The following is a 17,907-nucleotide window of genomic DNA, read 5'->3' as shown; positions in this document are numbered from 1 at the left end:
AATCAAACTTCATTAGCATGATTGTTGATGAAGTTTTTTTGTATTATGAATCATAAACTATTTATTTTATTCTATTTCATAGGAAGCCTATCGCTAATCGCACAAACTAAAGTTAGCGGTTACGTGTACGACGATTTCGATTATCCTGTTCCTTATGCCAATGTTGTTTTTGAAGGGTCTAACATTGGAACCATCACAGACGAAAATGGTAAATTTTACTTAGAGGACGACAAACGCTGGACAGCCATAAAGATATCTTTTATAAGTTACAAAACACAAACTATACCTTTGGATAAAGCAGTAACTTACGACTTAAATATTAAGTTAGAAGAAGACGTAGCAGCATTAGATGAGGTGGTTATTGTCTCTGGTAAACAACCCAAAAAGAATAATCCTGCTATAGATATTTTAAGAAAAATCTGGGAGAATAAGCGTAGTAACGGACTTCGAAAATACAAACAATACCAATACGATAAATACGAAAAAGTAGAATTTGACCTTAATACTATAGACAGCGCAACTATAAAAAGTAAGCTGTTTAGAGGTATGGAATTTGTTTTTGACCAAGTCGATACCTCTCGTGTTACAGGAAAAACTTATTTGCCAATGTTTATAAACGAAGCAGCAAGTAAAGTATATGGTGATAATAACATTAAAGAAGAACGCGAAGTCTTAAAAGGAAACAAAAACTCAGGCTTTAGTAATAATCAAATAATTATAGATTTTATAGACGATTTATATTCGGAATATGATGTGTATGATAACTACCTTAAGTTTTTCGATAAAAGTTTTACAAGTCCAATTTCACGAACAGGAATTAACACCTATAACTATGTGTTGGCAGACAGTTCTTTTATAGATAATAAATGGTGTTACAATATTATTTATTATCCAAGACGAAAAAACGAACTCACTTTTAAAGGCGACTTTTGGGTTGCAGATACCACCTTTGCGATTAAGGAAATTAATATGCAAGCCTCTAAAAGCGCCAATATAAATTGGGTGAAAGAAATTTATATTGAGCAAGAATTTGAGGTATTAAACGACTCTGTGTTTTTAATTAAACGCGATTATTTTATGTCGGATTTTGCTTTTAATAAGAAAGAAAAATCAAAAGGAATTTATGGTAAGCGTACTACCTTGTACGATAATTATGAATTTGATATTCCTAAAGAAAAAGAATTTTACAGCAAAAAAGTATATAGTTTTGATGAAGATTTATACAACCAAAGTGATGAATTTTGGGAGAAAAATAGACTAGAAGACTTAAGTAAAGACGAAAAAGGCGTTTATACCATGTTAGACACCTTAAAAAAGACTAAAAAATTTAAAAGGCTTTATAATATTGGAAGCATTTTGGCTTCAGGATATGTGGAGTTTCCAAGTTTGAACTTAGATTATGGTCCAATATTTTCAACCTTTGGATTTAATGATGTCGAAGGACTGCGTTTACGAGCAGGAGGACGTACCTACTTTGGTCAAAACGATCTATGGCGAATAGAAGGCTTTGGAGCTTATGGTTTTAGAGACGATAAGTTTAAATACGGAATCTCTGGGAAGGTACTAGTCGATAAAAAGAGTCGTTTTATAATCTCTGGAGGTACACGACGCGATGTTGAGCAAATAGGTGTTAACCTCACCTCATCTACAGATGTTTTAGGACGTAGTTTAGCATCATCCTCTGTAGTAGGAACTGGAGTAAACGATAAATTAACCAATGTTAACTTAACAACTTTGGCTGTAGAAGCTGAGCCAGCACGAAATTTTATTACTAGATTAAGTGGAACCTACAGAACCTTAGAGTCTGCTTCAAACACCTTTAGTTTAGATTATTATACAGACGATTCGCAAACCACAACAGCTTCAGAAATTCAACAATTTGAAACTGCTTTGTCTTTATCTTATTTCCCAAAACGAGAAATGACAGGTTATGGTGTAGAACGACGAACAAAAAACGATGATTTTGCACGTTTATTTACACAAGTAACCATTGGAGATCAAGGGATGTTTAATAGTGATTTTAATTATACAAAACTACAATTTTCGTACACGCAACCTTGGGCTTTAGGTGGTTTTGGACGTCTATATACAACAATTGAGGCAGGTAAAACTTATGGAGATGTACCATTAGGTTTATTAAGTGTTGTACCAGGAAACCAATCGTATTTCTCTATTTATAACACATTTTCAAACTTGGATTTTTACGAATTAGTAACCGACGAGTATGCCACATTACATGTAGAACATAATTTTAACGGTCGCTTATTTTCTAGAATTCCTTTTCTTAAAAAATACAACCTAAGAGCTATTGTTGGATTTAGAGGAGTTATTGGAGATATTTCGCAATCTAATAGAGATTTAAATGCATCTAATTTAGTTTATGTAGCTCCAAATAAAGAACCTTATTATGAGTATAGCGTAGGAGTAGGAAATATTTTTAAAGTCTTCCGAATCGATTTTAACTTTAGAGGTAATTATTTAGACCCAGTTTTAAATCCAGATGCTCGTAAATTTGGCGTTACTGGTAGTTTTGGGTTTTATTTTTAGAGTTATAGCATTTGAAAGTTTCTTATTTAACTTCCAATACACTAAAAATTAAAGTTTTAATTTTTTTTAATTTTTTTTTGAAAATAAGTTTGCAATTCAAAAAAAAGGTTTTCATTTGTATAATAATTAGCTGAACACTTTGAACTCTGTTTCTATGTTCGGGCTTTTGAAAATTAGGAAGTCATATTCAAAAGCAGCTTATAGATTAAGCAACCGAATTTTAAAGCTAACTTCCGCTTACTACATTTTAAGCCAACACTTGTTTGGCTTTATTCCTACGACTCAACCTCAAATACAGGTCTGAAAATTTTTGTGTTAGCGTTTTTCATTTTTAAAAACGACTACTAACAGTCCATTTTTAATATCTATTTTTTATTAACTTATCCATAAGTTAAAAACCATTTTTTACAATTAAAGTTTTTTAACACTAATGAATACTAAATACATTGACTTAATAAGTCAAACTTTCGATTTTCCACAACCAGAATTTAAGTTGGAGGAAAAAACGCTACAATTTCACGATATTGATTTAATGAAATTAATTGAGGAACATGGAGCGCCTTTAAAGTTCACCTATTTGCCTCAAATATCTAACAACATCCAACGTGCTAAAACCTGGTTTAACAATGCTATAGAAAAGCATAATTATAAAGGGAAGTACAACTATTGCTATTGTACTAAAAGCTCACATTTTAAACATGTGCTAAACGAAGCTTTAAAAAATGATATCCATATTGAAACCTCTTCGGCTTTTGATATTGATATTGTTGAAAACCTTAAAAAAGAAGGTAAAATCACTAACGACACCTATGTGATAAGCAACGGTTTTAAACGTGCGCAATATGTTACTAATATTGCAAGACTTATAAATGAAGGGCATAAAAACGCCATTCCAATTATTGATAATTACGAAGAAATTGAGCTACTATCCAATGAGATTGATGGTAAGTTTAATATTGGAATCCGTATCGCTTCAGAAGAAGAACCAAAGTTTGAATTTTATACTTCTAGACTTGGAATTGGGTATAAAAACATAGTACCATTTTACAAAAATCAAATTCAGAATAACAAAAAAGTAGAACTAAAAATGTTGCACTTTTTTATTAATACAGGGATTAGAGATAATGCGTATTATTGGAACGAACTTTTAAAATGTTTAAAAGTATATACAAGCTTAAAAAAGATTTGTCCAAGTTTAAATAGCTTAAATATTGGAGGAGGTTTTCCTATTAAAAACTCTTTAGCATTCGATTTTGATTACGAGTATTTAGTAGATGAGATTGTAAATCAAATACAAACTACATGTGAGGAAGAAGGTGTAGAGGTGCCAAATATATTTACAGAATTCGGAAGCTTTACAGTTGGCGAAAGTGGAGGCGCGATTTACGAAGTGTTGTACCAAAAGCAACAAAACGATAGAGAGAAATGGAATATGATTAACTCGTCTTTTATTACAACATTACCAGATACTTGGGCAATTAATAAGCGTTTTATTATGCTACCAATAAACCGTTGGGACCAAAGTTACGAGCGTGTTTTACTTGGTGGTTTAACTTGCGATAGCGACGATTATTACAATAGCGAACAACACATGAATGCTATTTATTTACCAAAATACAACAAAGAAAAACCATTATACATTGGCTTTTTTAATACAGGAGCATACCAAGAAACTATTGGTGGATTTGGTGGTTTACAACACTGTTTAATTCCGTCACCAAAACATATATTAATAGACAGAGATGCCGACGGAAACATCTCAAAAACAATTTTTAGCGAACAACAAAAAAGTGAAGACTTACTTAAAATTTTAGGCTATGCAAACTAAAACTTATGCAGGTATTTCGGAAGAATTTTCGAAACTTGAAACCTCAAAAATCGTATTAATTCCTGTGCCTTACGATGGTACAAGCACATGGCAAAAAGGAGCAGATAAAGGGCCAGAGGCTTTTTTAAATGCTTCAGAAAACATGGAGCTTTACGATATTGAAACAGAAACCGAAGTATATAAACAAGGTGTGTACCTTGCGGATGCTGTGACCGAAAATAGCTCGCCAGAAGCTATGGTAGATGCTGTGCATAAAGCAACAAAAAGCTTTATAAAACGCAATAAATTTGTGACTATTTTTGGAGGAGAGCACTCAATATCTATTGGTACTATTCGTGCGTTTAATGAGATGTTTCCAAGTTTAACTGTGCTGCAATTAGATGCACACGCAGATTTACGTAAGGAGTACGAAGGATCTAAATGCAATCATGCTTGTGCAGTTTACGAAGCCAGCCAAAACACTAATTTAATTCAAGTTGGAATACGTTCTATGGACGTTATTGAAACTACAGTAATGGACAAAGAGAAAACCTACTTTGCACACGAAATGGCTATTGACGATACGTGGATGGATGCTGCAGTAGATCAAATGACAGAGAATGTGTTTATTACAATCGATTTAGATGTTTTCGATCCTTCAATTATGCCAAGTACAGGAACTCCAGAACCTGGTGGATTATTATGGTACGAAACACTAGAGTTTTTAAAGCAGGTGTTTACAGAGAAAAATGTGGTAGGTTTTGATATAGTAGAATTATGTCCTAATAAAACAGACAAATCTTCAGACTTCTTAGCTGCAAAATTATACTATAAAATGCTAAGCTATAAATTTGAAAATGATGAAGCTGATGATGATTACGATAACGCATATAATACAATAAAAGAAAAAAATAACAGTGCAAAATACAACGAAGACGATGAGTACTAAAGGACCAATTTCACAATTTATAGAAAAACACTATTTACATTTTAATGCAGCAGCTTTAGTTGATGCAGCAAAAGGTTACGAGGCACAACTAGACAATGGTGCAAAAATGTTAGTATCGCTTGCAGGAGCTATGAGTACTGCAGAACTTGGTAAAAGTTTTGCCGAAATGATTAGGCAAGACAAAGTGCAAATTATCTCTTGTACAGGTGCAAACTTGGAAGAAGATATCATGAATTTAGTGGCACATTCACACTACAAGCGTGTGCCTAACTATCGTGATTTAACACCTCAAGACGAGTGGGATTTATTAGAGAAAGGCTTAAATCGTGTAACAGATACGTGTATTCCAGAAGAGGAAGCGTTCCGTAGAATACAAAAACATATTGTAAAAATTTGGAAAGATGCCGAAGCTGCAGGAGAACGTTATTTACCACATGAATATATGTACAAAATGCTACTATCTGGTGTTTTAGAAGCGTATTATGAGATTGATATTAAAGATTCATGGATGTATGCTGCTGCAGAAAAAAACCTTCCAATAGTTTGTCCTGGTTGGGAAGACAGTACAATGGGAAATATTTTTGCAAGCTACGTGCTTAAAGGCGAACTTAAGGCAAGTACAGTAAAATCTGGTATTGAGTACATGACGTTTTTAGCAGATTGGTACACAGCCAATTCATCAAAAGGCATCGGCTTTTTCCAAATTGGAGGAGGAATAGCTGGAGATTTTCCTATTTGTGTCGTACCAATGCTATACCAAGATATGGAACGTCCAGAAACACCATTTTGGAGTTATTTCTGCCAGATTAGCGACTCTACAACTAGTTACGGTTCGTATTCTGGAGCAGTACCAAACGAGAAAATTACTTGGGGAAAGCTAGATATTGACACGCCAAAGTTTATTATTGAAAGTGATGCAACAATAGTAGCACCTTTAATTTTTGCTTACCTTCTTGACTTATAATGGAAGACCATAAAATTGAAAATATAGAGTTAAAGTTTTTAACTGTTGACGATTTTGAGGAATTAAAATCGGCAACACTAGAATCTTATGGAGGCGTTTTAGATTCTTTTTGGAAAAAAGAACATATTGAGCGTTTAACTACTATTTTTCCTAAAGGTCAAGTCGTAATAAAAATTGATGGTAAATTGGCTGGTTGTGCCTTGTCGTTAATTGTAGATTACGATAAAATTGAAGACAACCACACCTATGCAGATATAATTGAAGGTGATAAGTTTAAAAATCACGATTCAGATGGTGATGTTTTATACGGAATAGATGTTTTTATAAAACCAGAATTTAGAGGGTTACGATTAGGAAGACGTTTGTACGATTACCGAAAGGAAATCTGCGAAGAGTTGAACTTAAAAGGCATTGTTTTTGGCGGAAGAATGCCAAATTACCACAAGCATCAAAATGATTTAACACCAAAAGAATACATTGAAAAAGTAAAGCGTAAGGAAATTCATGATCCTGTTTTAAACTTTCAAATTTCTAACGATTTTCATCCTTTAAGAGTAATAAAAGGCTATTTACAAGGCGATACAGCTTCAAACGAGTATGCTGTGCTAATGGAATGGGATAATATTTATTATACTAAAAAAAGCAAAAAAGCAAGTACTGTAAAAACCGTTGTAAGATTAGGTTTAATACAATGGCAAATGCGACCTTATAATGGCTTAAACGATTTGATGCAGCAAGTAGAGTACTTTGTAGATAGTGTAGCTGCTTACAGATCGGATTTTGCATTGTTTCCAGAGTTTTTTAATGCACCATTAATGGCAAAATATAATCATTTACACGAGCCAGATGCTATTAGAGAATTAGCAAAATATACTAAGGAGATTGTTAATAAAATGCAGCAATTATCTATCTCGTACAACATTAATATTATTACTGGTAGTATGCCAGAATTAATAGGAAATAAACTATATAATGTAGGTTATTTATGCCGAAGAGATGGTAGTTTAGAGCGATATGAGAAAATTCATGTGACTCCAGACGAAGCTAAAGTTTGGGGAATGCAACGTGGTAACAAACTACAAACATTTGAAACTGATGCAGGAAAAATAGGCATTCTAATTTGCTACGATTCGGAGTTTCCGGAGTTGTCAAGGTTACTCTCAGACGAAGGCATGGATATTTTATTTGTTCCCTTTTTAACCGATACTCAAAATGGCTATTCTCGTGTGCGTTTATGTGCACAAGCACGTGCAATTGAAAACGAATGCTATGTTGCCATAGCAGGAAGTGTAGGTAATTTACCAAATGTAAATAATATGGACATCCAATATGCGCAATCTGCCGTATTTACACCATGTGATTTTTCGTTTCCAAGTAATGGAATTAAAGCAGAAGCCACTACAAATACAGAAATGATTTTAGTAGCAGATGTTGATTTAAGTTTATTAAGAGAATTACACTCTTTTGGTGCAGTAAAAAATTTAAAAGACAGACGAAAAGATTTTTACAATGTTATTAGAGTGAATAACAATAAATAGTATTTTTATAATATATAAGCGTATAATTATTTCGCTTTCGCGGAAGTTAAAAAATAAGATTCCCGCTTTCTCGGGAAATAAATATGAAACATAGAAATGAAAATTTAAAACGCGTTATCGTAGATTTTAAAAAATTAACGCCAGAAATCTTAGCGATGTTAGTCGCAAAATTTCCTGATGGTTATGACGATAGACATATTATTTCATTTAGAAATGCAAAAAATGAATTAATTGAAGCTGTAGAGTTAATTACTGAAGATACAAAGTACTTAGTAAAAGTAAGTACAAAGCTAGAAATGACAATGGAGAATTATGATGAAGATGATTACGAAGATTTTGAAGATGACGATCCAGAAGCAATACAAGATCCTATTGAACCTTCTGAGGATTCAGATGATGACTTTTAATCATTTAATTTATTACTATTAAAACCGTAATCCAAAACACAAATAAAAGCGTATATCACTAAATTAAAAACCACGTGTAAGTAAATTGTTTACTTACTAAAAGCATTTCAGACTTGAGGTGGCAAACTTCTGAAAAAAGAAACACACTTTTTAATTTATATATTTTTTTATTTATGAAAACAAAATTAGTATTAGTTATAGCGTTACTATCGTTATCTCTAACAGGATTTACAACTTCAAATGTTGACTCAATTACAGGTGTTTATGATGGTTTTGATGAGTACAGTTACAACTTTGTAATTACAGACGAGGATGATAATGACACTATAATGTCTTTTCAAAATGTTTCTGATAGTGTATTAAAAGCATTCGATTTAAGTTCAGACGATTTAGTTGGTAAAACTTTCGAAATCACTTACGAAGTGGCAACAGAAACTTACGAAGACGAAGAAGGAAACGAAGAAGAAGCTGAGGTTTACAACATAGTAGCTTTAAAAGCTGTAAAATAAACCGCTAAAGCAATTTAGTTTAGCTTTTTAAAAATTTAATCTGTCTAAAATGAAATGGTGTTCTGTTTCTTTTTAGGCAGATTTTTTTTAATGAAAACTTCCCAAATAAACACACTATAAACAATTAGATATTCTAAAGCAATAATCCAGAGGTTTTCAGATTTGTCAGCTTTATTACTATTTAAATACGCTAAATAGCTTAAAATAATTACAAAACTCCAAACTAAAGGAAATTTATAATTTGTAAAAACACTTAATATTAAAAGTGTAGCAATATACCAAGGATGCACAGTTGTACTTAAAAACAAGTATAATGTAAAGGCAAAAAGCATAGTAGTAATTAAAGATTTCGTGGTATTGTTTTTTCTGAAAAAAGCCAAACATAAAACAGAAATAAATACAGTTAACGATAGTATTTTACCTATTACAGCAATCTCGTTGTAACCTCTAAATAAATAGCCAATTTCTCTAGCAACATAGTAAATACTTGCATTAAACTCAAAATTATTAAACCATAAGGCTACAGTTTGCGCATAATTAGAAACAAATTCTGAAGCGTAAAACGGAAGAAAAAAGAGTAGTGTGGTTATACCAACAATTGAGTAAAAGTAAAGCAGTTTTAAAAAAGGTTGAGTTTTAATTGGTAAAGTACTGTCATCCTGAACTTGATTCAGGATCTCATTGTTTGTAAACTTGTTATCAGATTTAGTAAACCACCTGAAAAACAAAGGCAAAAATAAAAGAGGTATTAATTTAACCGAAACGGAACAGGCAAACGCTACAGCAGCAGTTTTCCAATGGCCACAATGCAACAAATATAAGCTCCAAATTAAAAAGAAAATCATGACGCCTTCAAAATGCAAATTACCAGTAAGTTCAATAATTATAAATGGATTTAAGATGTACCAAAAAATGTGATGCGCAGGAAGTTTTAGTTTTTTTAAAAGCTTTTTCCCAAAATAAAGTGTCCCAAAATCGGCTGCAATTATTAGCAGTCTTAATACAACCACCGAACCTAAAATACTTTTACTAGTAAATAAGCCAGCGATTAAAAAACATAATTGATTAATTGGTGGATAATTGGTAAAGTGGCTTCCGTTTAAAGATCCCATTCCTGCATATAGTTCCTGAGCTTGTGCTACTGGAAGTGTATTTGCACTTATAAAAGATTCTGGAGTGTATAAATAAGGATTAAAGCCTTCTAAAATCATACAACCATCCCAAATAAAACGGTAAAAATCTTGAGATAAATTGGGTATGGCAAGTATAAAAACTGCTCGAAAGAGAAAGGCAATTGCAGTTAAAAACTTAATATTATAGTTGTTTTTTTTTACTAAAACATAGAATAAAAAAAATAAAATAGAGTAGAGAACTATAAGTTTTAAATATTCTGTTCTCACTAAATTATATGCAAAAATAATGTAGAAAACAATACTTAGTAACGCTAATAAAACAGGAAGTTTGTTTAGTTTTAAGAACGAAATATTTAGTCGCATACTCATTGTTTTTATGTTAACTGTATCTCTGCGTTAGTGATTGATGCGGCATCCTTTTTTGGTGTCAGTTCGAGTAAATTTGTGAAGCATGAGCAAATTTTTGTCGAGAACAAACCAAAAAAGATATAGCGGAAAGCACGACCTTTAGGGAACGCCAAAACAACTAAACTTTTGAGGTTAACGATTTAAAAAACACATAACCAAATCCTAAAAATAGCATAAGGTGAAATGGAAATAAACCAAAATCGCCTCCTTGGTCACCAACCACAAATGCACTGTACATTCCAAACGCGAAATAGAGCATGAGAAGGCCTTCAATAATTACATGCGCAGAAATATTTTTCTTTAAATATTTATTGCCTTTCCAGCTGTCTTTTAGGTTGTTAATATTGAATTTTGGTGTGCGAACAAAATCGCTACGTTTACCAAAATGACCTTCTAAAACAGCAATACTATTGTGTAGCGAAAATCCCATGGCTATGGAGAAAAACGTAAAAAACATAACTATATATTGTACAAAGTTTTTTGCACCACTGCCATAAGTTTTTTTGTACATAAACCAATAGCAAATAAAAAAGATTACTGTACTTACAACAAAGAAACTCATGACCAAAAAGTATAGTTTTAAATGCTCATATTCGTTTTTAATGTATAACATTGGAATACTTAATACACCAACAATAAGTACATTTAAAAACATAGTGCTGTTTAATAAATGCAATATGCTATGTATTTTTGTTTTAGATGAAATGTTTTTGCTTTTAAGAACGCGCCACATCATTTTTCTAAAATTTTCAGCACCACCTTTATTCCATCTAAATTGTTGTGAACGTGCTGCACTTATTACAACTGGCAATTCGGCAGGAGTTTCTACGCCTTCTAAATATTTAAATTTCCAGTTTTTAAGCTGCGCTCTGTAGCTTAGGTCTAAATCTTCGGTAAGTGTATCGCCTTCCCAATTACCTGCATCTACAATACAGGTTTTTCTCCAGATGCCTGCAGTACCATTAAAATTAATGAAATGGCCTTTACTATTACGTCCTACTTGCTCTAAAGTAAAGTGTGCATCTAAAGCGAAGGCTTGTATTTTTGTAAGTATAGAGTAGTTTCTGTTAATATGGCTCCAACGGGTTTGTACAACTCCAATGTCTTCAGTTTCAAAATAAGGAATGGTTTGTTTTAGCCAGTTTTTTTTTGGCAGAAAATCGGCATCAAAAATTGCTATAAATTCTCCTTTTGCAATTTTTAACCCTTCTTTTAATGCGCCTGCTTTAAAGCCTTGTCGATTGGCTCTGCAAATATGAGTAATGTCTAAACCTGAGGCTTTTATTTTTGCTATTTGTGCTGCTGTGGTTTGTACAGTTTCGTCTGTAGAATCGTCTAAAACTTGGATTTCTAGTTTTTCTCTTGGATAATCAATAAGCGCAATATTATCTAGCAAACGCTCCATAACATACAACTCGTTAAATACTGGCAATTGTATAGTAACAAAAGGGACTTTATTAGGATTAGAAAAATCTAATTCTGGTAATTTTTCTTTGTTTTTTTGTGCTGTTAGATAATTAAAAAGCAAGTTGAGTTGCGCTAAAGCATACATAAATATAAGCAATAGTGCTATGGAATAAATTACAATTATTATGCTTTCAATTATCATTTTTTAAAACTATACTTAAAAATCCAACCAAGGATTTTGATGCCTGCAAATATACTACCTTTTACGGTTCCTGAAACTTTAGAGACTCCTATCCTGTTTCTGTAGTTTACAGGAATTTCTTTATATTTTATATTTTGCTTTAATACTTTTAGTTGCATTTCTACTGTCCAACCATAGGTTTTGTCTTCCATATTTAAGCCTAATAGTGTAGTGTATTTTATGGCTCTAAAAGGGCCTAAATCTGTAAAGGTTGACTTAAAAAACAAACGCATTAAACTTGTGGCTAACCAATTGCCAAAAATTTGTTGAGGTGTCATGGAACCTTCCTCTCTAAGTCGTTTTACTCTGGCACCAATTACAAAATCTACGTCTTTATTTAGTATTGGAGCTATTATTTTGGTGAGTTCTTCGGGGAAATCACTATAATCGCCATCCAAAAACACTACGATGTCTGGTTTTTGAGTTTGTAAAGCAATATAATCCATGCCTTTTAAACAGGCATAACCATAGCCTTTTCTGTTCTCAGTTAAAACGGTTGCACCTGCTTGTTTTGCATTAGTTTCTGTAGCATCTGTGGAGTTGTTATTGACTACAATAATTTCATCTACAATTTTTGGAATGTCATGTATAACATTCGCAATGGAATCTTGTTCATTATAGGCAGGAATGATCACTTTTATTTGGGTCATTTTAAATCTCTTAAATTATTTTCTTTTTTAAAGGACTTAAAATCGGTCCATTCTTTTAGTAGTTTTCCTGCTTTAAATTTTTTGGCAGAGATTAGCTTTTTATTTTTGTATTGTAAACAGTAGCCATTTTTTTGATTGTTTTTTAGTTGGCACTTGTGGTTAATGTGTTCTTTTTTGTCGTAAAATAACCACCAATCGATTTTTGCTCCATTTAAATAATGGCCTTCTTTTTCTATAGTGCCATTTTTGCGATAAAAATACCAATACTTTGTTTCTTTACCATATTTAAAATGACCTTCTTTTTTTAACTTACCATTAGTGTAGTAGAATTTCCAGAATCCTGTTTGTTCTGTGTTTTTTATCCAACCTTCAGATTCTAAAACACCTGTATTAAAATAAAGCTTTTCGTACTTTTCTTGAGCAGAAATAGTAAAAGTAAAAACTAAAAACAGAATAAATAAACGCATTATTTTTGGTTTAATAAATCCATTAAATTTACATCGTTACCTAATAAAATTTCGGTTGGATTTATGCGTCCTGCTTCAGGTCCATTTTCTAATTTTAATACACCACGCGGACAAACAGCACTACAAACACCACAACCAACACAGCTAGAACGAATTATGTTTTCGCCCTTTTGTGCATAAGCTCTTACATCAATACCTTGCTCGCAATAGGTAGAGCAATTTCCGCAAGAGATACATTGTCCACCATTGGTTGTAATTCTAAAACGCGATTTAAAACGTTGTACAAACCCTAAATACGCAGCTAAAGGACAACCAAAACGACACCACACTCTATTTCCAAAAATTGGGTAGAAACCTGTACCAATAACTCCAGCAAAAATAGACCCAATCACTAAACTGTAAATACTTTGTACAGTCGATGTTTGAATACCTAAAACGGTTCCTGTATCACTAAAAAAGCTATATAGAGTCATCACTGTCATTACTACAACAAAAACCAGAACAGCATGTACTAAATAACGTTCTACTTTCCATGCAAATAATGATTTATCGGAGTGTTGCCTATAAGGATCACCAAGTGTTTCGGCTAAACCACCACAGCCGCAAACCCAAGAACAATACCAACGTTTACCAAAAAAATAGACCATTATTGGTACAATAACTAAGGTAAGTATAATACCCCAAACCAGAATAAAAATTCCTATTCCACCATTATTTATTAACTCTTTTAAATTCCATTGAAAAAAGAAATCGTAGTCTAAAGGGAATGCATTTTTAAAATCATAATATGGCATTTGTAGTCTTACCATAATTTCTGGAATAATAAACGCAAACACAATTTGAAAAAATAAAACAGAAGTCGTTCTAAAGACTTGGTAAATATTATGACGGTATTTTATGTACATTCTTACTGCCATAACTGTCATTACCACACAATACATAAACCCGTAAACAAACCATTGTCCAGCAGGATTTCCACTTAAAAACTCACTTATTGGATCTACTAAAAATGTCCAATTTGTGGCATATTCTGAGGCAAAATAAAGGACTAAATAAAATGAGACTAAAAAAATAAACACCATCCAACCAATCCAACCTCGATTTGTAGCACTGTTATGATAAATACCATCATTTTTTATGCCTTTTTTACCCAATAAAATAGCGTTAGGAAGAATAAACATAAGCGCTCCAATACTACCTAATCCAAAGGTTAAAAGCCACATTAACCCTTTATTGTTAACAATAAATCCATTCGCAGATTTTTTACCAATTGCAGCAGCTAAGTCACTGGACTTTGTATAAATAATTTTATCCCATTCCTTGTTGTTTTTATGGATTTCGTTAGCATTTTTTAATGCCTTTGAGATTACTGGAGATAGATTTTGCATTCCATTAAAGGTCTTATTATAAACATCATCCTTTAAGCTTTGAATAAAAACCTCACTTTTAAATTGGTTATCTCCAACAATTCCTTTTAGTTCTGGTGCTTCTAATTTAAAAGTACCTAAAAGAGGTAATGCAGTAAAAATGGCTAATCCAATTAAGAAAATGACCAATCCTATATTTTTTATTAATTTCATGCGTTTTTATTCTTTTTATATCTCCTGCAAGGTCTCAACAACCTTGTAGGCATGTTTAATTATTTAAAACTACAAGGTTTTTAAAACCTTGCAGTTTAAGAGTAAGTTTAAATTAGGCTTTGCTAAAAATGCGTTTCCAACTCTTTTTTTGTGCTGTAAGATTAGTATTATATTGTGTATTGTATTGGTTTATAATATCACTTTCGTAAGCTTTATAAAATTCGGGATCAAAATTGGCATCTTTTAAATAACTCATTACATAATCCACATCTCGTTTTTCAGTTAGCCATTTATCAAAAATGTGATGTCGCATGCGTATTCCAAAGGTATTTATGCCTAAAAACTCTTTGGTATTTTTATTAAAAGCAACTGTAATACAAATATCCTCTTTATGGTGTCTCCAATGAAAATGTGTTTCGTAATCTGGTCGTCCTTTTTCCCCAAATACCCAACCATAGGTTTGGTACTCTATGTCTAAAAATTTAGCCGAGTTAAACCAATGTCCAGGTCTATATTCCGTAGGATTATCACAAATAGTTTGCGCTAAAGTTTCTCCCATCATACGTCCTGTGTACCAAACAGCTTCAATGGCTCTGCGGTTTCCAATAGCGTTACGTTGCTCTGCACAATCGCCAATAGCGTACACATCTTTAACGTTTGTTTCTAATAGTCTATTAACCAAAACACCACGTCCTATTTCAATATTAGATGTATTTAAAAAGTCTATATTTGGACTAACACCAGCTGTTAAACCCACAACATTACAAGTAATTTCTTCTCCTGTTTCTTCAATAATAATTGATTTTACACGTCCATTATCATCAGCTTTAATTTCTTTTAAATTGGTAGATAAACGTAAATCTATGTGATGACTTTTAATATGTTCACTAATCATTGCGCTTTCACCTTCTGGCAACACACCATTCCAAAAACTACTTTCTCTAACTAAAAATGTAACAGGGATTTTCCGGCTTACAAGCATTTCGGCAAATTCAATACCTATTAATCCTCCACCAACAATTACAGCACGTTTACAGACCTCTTTATTAGGTGCGTTTTCTTCTAAAGTATCCAAATCTTGTTTACTATATAATCCTTGCACACCATCTAAATCTTGTCCTAGCCACCCAAATTTATTAGGTTTGCTACCTGTTGCAATAACTAACTTATCGTAATTAAGTGTGTCACCTTCAGCAAAATGCAGTGTTTTTGTCTCTGTTTCAACATGCTTAACAAACCCTTTTTTAAGTTCAATTCTGTTTTTTTTCCAAAACCAATTCTCATAAGGTTGCGTGTGCTCAAACTTCATGTGTCCCATATACACGTACATTAATGCAGTGCGAGAGAAAAAATAATCAGTTTCGGCAGAGACGATTGTGATTTTTTTGTTGGATGATTTTCTTACGTGTCTGGCTAGTGTAACACCAGAAATTCCGTTTCCTATTATAACAATGTGTTCCATTTGTTTTGCTTGTTGCGCTCTTATAGTCGAAACTAAATATAATAACTTAATTAATGATTAAACATTTAGAATGGATATAAATTAAAAAGAGTGTGTAAGTTTTAGCAGATAAATAAGACGCGAAAATTTTTTGTTTTTTTTGAAAGTTTTTTGAAGTGATAAAGACTGAAGCAATAATCAATTTATAATCAAGATGAAAAACATATTCTTTTTAATACTTGTTTTTATAGGAAGCTTCTCTGTTTCAGCACAAGATATTAATACCTTTTTTAGCGACACCTCTGTTTTTATGAAAGCAAATGTTGCTAACGGAAAAGTAGATTACGATGCCATAGCTAAAAACCCAGAACAATTGCATAAAGTTTTAAAACTAGCTGAAGGGATTCAGGTGGCAAAAACAGATGCTAAAAACTATCAGGCGTTTTGGATTAATGCCTATAATCTTTCAGTAATAAAAGGGATAATAGATAATTACCCAATTAAATCTCCATTGGATAAAGCTGGTTTTTTCGATAAAAAAACACATAGTTTGGCAGGAAAATCCATTACATTAAACGACATAGAAAACAAATTACTAAGAGCGCAATTTAACGATGCTCGTGTTCATTTTGTTTTAGTTTGTGGTGCAATAGGTTGTCCTCCTTTAATTAGCGAAGCTTATACACCAGACACGTTAGAGCAACAATTACAACAACAAACAGAGCTAGCTTTAAACAATCCTAATTTTATAAAAGTTAAAAAAGGGAAAGTACAATTGTCTGAAATTTTTAAATGGTATAAAGCGGACTTTATAAAAAACGGAAACGAAATAAACTATATCAATCAATTTAGAGAAAATAAATTGGAGTCTAATGCAAAAGTTACTTACTACACCTATAACTGGAACTTAAATAAAAAATAAATACAAACTAAAAACGCTCAACTAAAAGAGTATTATACCAAATTTTATGAAAAAATCACTTACATTACTAGTAATAATAGCCTTTACCTTTACAGGTTTTTCGCAAGAAGATGATACTGCTTCAAGTAATATCCAAACCTATACGCCTTCAAAATTATTAAGTAAAGGACAATGGGACATTAAATGGTTTAATAATTTATATACAGAAACCAAAGGGACTTTTAATGGTAACAAAGCAGATAAAGCGCGAGAAACGTATTTTACCTCTAGTATAGATGTGTTTACAGGAATTTCTAATAGCAATAGAGTTAATGTTGGTGTGTTAGCAGAAATTAGATCCAATGTTATTAACGATAGAAATGCAACTGATGTTTTTTCATTTGATGGTGAAACTGGTACTGCACGTTCTGGTTTTACGTCTTTTGCACCTGTAATTAAATTTAACCCTTTAAAGAGCGTTAGTAATTTTACTATTCAAACCGCTTTTCATATTCCGTTGTTAGATAATGAAGTTGAGCAAGGTGTATTTTTAGACCAAACCGCTTACACCTTTCAAAACCGTTTTTTTTACGATTATACTCTGCCAAGTGGAGATTGGCAATTGTTTACAGAGTTAAATACAGAGTATAATTTTGGCGAAGAAAACAGCTTTGCAAACAAAACATTTGTAGTAGCACCTGGCGTTTTTATGAGTTATTTTCCAGGCGATAAGTCCACAGTATTAGGTTTTGTGCAACACCAACAACGCTTTGGTGATTTCGAACAAGATTTTACCGCTTTAGGTTTTGGTGGAAAATACCAATTAACAAAAACATTAAATTTAGAAGCCTTGTACAGCAAATTTGTAAGAGGAAGTAATACAGGTTTAGGTCAATCCTTTAATATTGGGTTACGAGCTTTATTTTAACAGACTTCTGTTTATAATTAGGTATGTTTG

General features: G+C 32.3%; 15 protein-coding genes. 9 read left to right on the top strand and 6 right to left on the bottom strand.

Annotation, left to right across the window (positions count from 1 at the left end):
* The first annotated feature begins 45 nt into the window (after positions 1-45).
* The 7 genes from ACVC5O_RS12470 (at position 46) to ACVC5O_RS12440 (ending at position 8,721) form a co-directional block, all read left to right on the top strand.
* A complete protein-coding gene (locus tag ACVC5O_RS12470) occupies positions 46-2,547 on the top strand; it encodes a DUF5686 family protein (RefSeq protein WP_452221815.1) in 2,502 nt (833 codons plus the stop codon).
* Between the two features lie 430 nt (positions 2,548-2,977).
* Positions 2,978-4,375, top strand: a complete 1,398-nt coding sequence (locus tag ACVC5O_RS12465) for an arginine decarboxylase (RefSeq protein ID WP_452221814.1) — start codon at positions 2,978-2,980, stop codon at positions 4,373-4,375.
* Entirely contained in the window at positions 4,365-5,303 is a 939-nt protein-coding gene (speB, locus tag ACVC5O_RS12460; RefSeq protein WP_452221813.1) for an agmatinase, read from the top strand. Before ACVC5O_RS12465 ends, speB begins: the two co-directional genes overlap by 11 nt.
* Positions 5,293-6,267 carry a deoxyhypusine synthase family protein gene (locus ACVC5O_RS12455; RefSeq protein WP_452221812.1) on the top strand — a complete coding sequence of 325 codons (975 nt, stop codon included), beginning with the start codon at positions 5,293-5,295 and terminating at the stop codon, positions 6,265-6,267. Before speB ends, ACVC5O_RS12455 begins: the two co-directional genes overlap by 11 nt.
* Positions 6,267-7,805, top strand: coding sequence for a GNAT family N-acetyltransferase (locus tag ACVC5O_RS12450; protein WP_452221811.1), 1,539 nt, complete (start codon positions 6,267-6,269; stop codon positions 7,803-7,805). Before ACVC5O_RS12455 ends, ACVC5O_RS12450 begins: the two co-directional genes overlap by 1 nt.
* 83 nt (positions 7,806-7,888) lie before the next feature.
* Positions 7,889-8,212, top strand: a complete 324-nt coding sequence (locus tag ACVC5O_RS12445; RefSeq protein WP_452221810.1) for a hypothetical protein — start codon at positions 7,889-7,891, stop codon at positions 8,210-8,212.
* A gap of 173 nt (positions 8,213-8,385) precedes the next feature.
* On the top strand, positions 8,386-8,721 hold the full coding sequence (locus ACVC5O_RS12440) for a hypothetical protein (protein ID WP_452221809.1): 336 nt from the start codon (positions 8,386-8,388) through the stop codon (positions 8,719-8,721).
* A gap of 44 nt (positions 8,722-8,765) precedes the next feature.
* Here ACVC5O_RS12440 and ACVC5O_RS12435 read toward each other — a convergent pair whose 3' ends face one another.
* From ACVC5O_RS12435 to ACVC5O_RS12410, 6 genes are all read right to left on the bottom strand, one after another.
* A complete protein-coding gene (locus ACVC5O_RS12435; protein ID WP_452221808.1) occupies positions 8,766-10,217 on the bottom strand; it encodes a mannosyltransferase in 1,452 nt (483 codons plus the stop codon).
* A 163-nt stretch (positions 10,218-10,380) separates the two neighbouring features.
* A complete protein-coding gene (locus tag ACVC5O_RS12430) occupies positions 10,381-11,871 on the bottom strand; it encodes a cellulose synthase family protein (protein WP_452221807.1) in 1,491 nt (496 codons plus the stop codon).
* Complete coding sequence (locus tag ACVC5O_RS12425) at positions 11,868-12,560, bottom strand: glycosyltransferase family 2 protein (RefSeq protein ID WP_452221806.1); 693 nt, start codon at positions 12,558-12,560, stop codon at positions 11,868-11,870. The genes ACVC5O_RS12430 and ACVC5O_RS12425 overlap by 4 nt, the downstream gene beginning before the upstream one ends.
* On the bottom strand, positions 12,557-13,027 hold the full coding sequence (locus ACVC5O_RS12420; RefSeq protein ID WP_452221805.1) for a toxin-antitoxin system YwqK family antitoxin: 471 nt from the start codon (positions 13,025-13,027) through the stop codon (positions 12,557-12,559). Before ACVC5O_RS12420 ends, ACVC5O_RS12425 begins: the two co-directional genes overlap by 4 nt.
* Positions 13,027-14,607, bottom strand: coding sequence for a 4Fe-4S binding protein (locus ACVC5O_RS12415; RefSeq protein ID WP_452221804.1), 1,581 nt, complete (start codon positions 14,605-14,607; stop codon positions 13,027-13,029). Before ACVC5O_RS12415 ends, ACVC5O_RS12420 begins: the two co-directional genes overlap by 1 nt.
* Positions 14,608-14,719: 112 nt before the next feature.
* Positions 14,720-16,069: an NAD(P)/FAD-dependent oxidoreductase gene (locus ACVC5O_RS12410; RefSeq protein WP_452221803.1), complete on the bottom strand. Its 1,350-nt coding sequence runs from the start codon at positions 16,067-16,069 to the stop codon at positions 14,720-14,722.
* Between the two features lie 193 nt (positions 16,070-16,262).
* Between ACVC5O_RS12410 and ACVC5O_RS12405 the strand changes: the two genes are divergently transcribed.
* Positions 16,263-16,970, top strand: coding sequence for a DUF547 domain-containing protein (locus ACVC5O_RS12405; RefSeq protein ID WP_452221802.1), 708 nt, complete (start codon positions 16,263-16,265; stop codon positions 16,968-16,970).
* 46 nt (positions 16,971-17,016) lie between these two features.
* Entirely contained in the window at positions 17,017-17,877 is an 861-nt protein-coding gene (locus ACVC5O_RS12400; RefSeq protein WP_452221801.1) for a hypothetical protein, read from the top strand.
* Positions 17,878-17,907 lie beyond the last annotated feature (30 nt).

The sequence above is a fragment of the Lacinutrix salivirga genome, from assembly GCF_053604675.1.
The sequence above is the reverse complement of the archived record's forward strand: the minus strand, read 5'-3'. Positions and strand labels throughout refer to the sequence as shown.

Coding starts and splice junctions, on each gene's coding strand:
- ACVC5O_RS12440 (WP_452221809.1), top strand. CDS start 8,386: ATGAAAACAAAATTAGTATTAGTTATAGCGTTACTATCGTTATCTCTA.
- ACVC5O_RS12445 (WP_452221810.1), top strand. CDS start 7,889: ATGAAACATAGAAATGAAAATTTAAAACGCGTTATCGTAGATTTTAAA.
- ACVC5O_RS12450 (WP_452221811.1), top strand. CDS start 6,267: ATGGAAGACCATAAAATTGAAAATATAGAGTTAAAGTTTTTAACTGTT.
- ACVC5O_RS12430 (WP_452221807.1), bottom strand. CDS start 11,871: ATGATAATTGAAAGCATAATAATTGTAATTTATTCCATAGCACTATTG.
- ACVC5O_RS12470 (WP_452221815.1), top strand. CDS start 46: ATGAATCATAAACTATTTATTTTATTCTATTTCATAGGAAGCCTATCG.
- ACVC5O_RS12405 (WP_452221802.1), top strand. CDS start 16,263: ATGAAAAACATATTCTTTTTAATACTTGTTTTTATAGGAAGCTTCTCT.
- ACVC5O_RS12415 (WP_452221804.1), bottom strand. CDS start 14,607: ATGAAATTAATAAAAAATATAGGATTGGTCATTTTCTTAATTGGATTA.
- ACVC5O_RS12435 (WP_452221808.1), bottom strand. CDS start 10,217: ATGCGACTAAATATTTCGTTCTTAAAACTAAACAAACTTCCTGTTTTA.
- ACVC5O_RS12465 (WP_452221814.1), top strand. CDS start 2,978: ATGAATACTAAATACATTGACTTAATAAGTCAAACTTTCGATTTTCCA.
- ACVC5O_RS12410 (WP_452221803.1), bottom strand. CDS start 16,069: ATGGAACACATTGTTATAATAGGAAACGGAATTTCTGGTGTTACACTA.
- ACVC5O_RS12420 (WP_452221805.1), bottom strand. CDS start 13,027: ATGCGTTTATTTATTCTGTTTTTAGTTTTTACTTTTACTATTTCTGCT.
- ACVC5O_RS12455 (WP_452221812.1), top strand. CDS start 5,293: ATGAGTACTAAAGGACCAATTTCACAATTTATAGAAAAACACTATTTA.
- speB (WP_452221813.1), top strand. CDS start 4,365: ATGCAAACTAAAACTTATGCAGGTATTTCGGAAGAATTTTCGAAACTT.
- ACVC5O_RS12425 (WP_452221806.1), bottom strand. CDS start 12,560: ATGACCCAAATAAAAGTGATCATTCCTGCCTATAATGAACAAGATTCC.
- ACVC5O_RS12400 (WP_452221801.1), top strand. CDS start 17,017: ATGAAAAAATCACTTACATTACTAGTAATAATAGCCTTTACCTTTACA.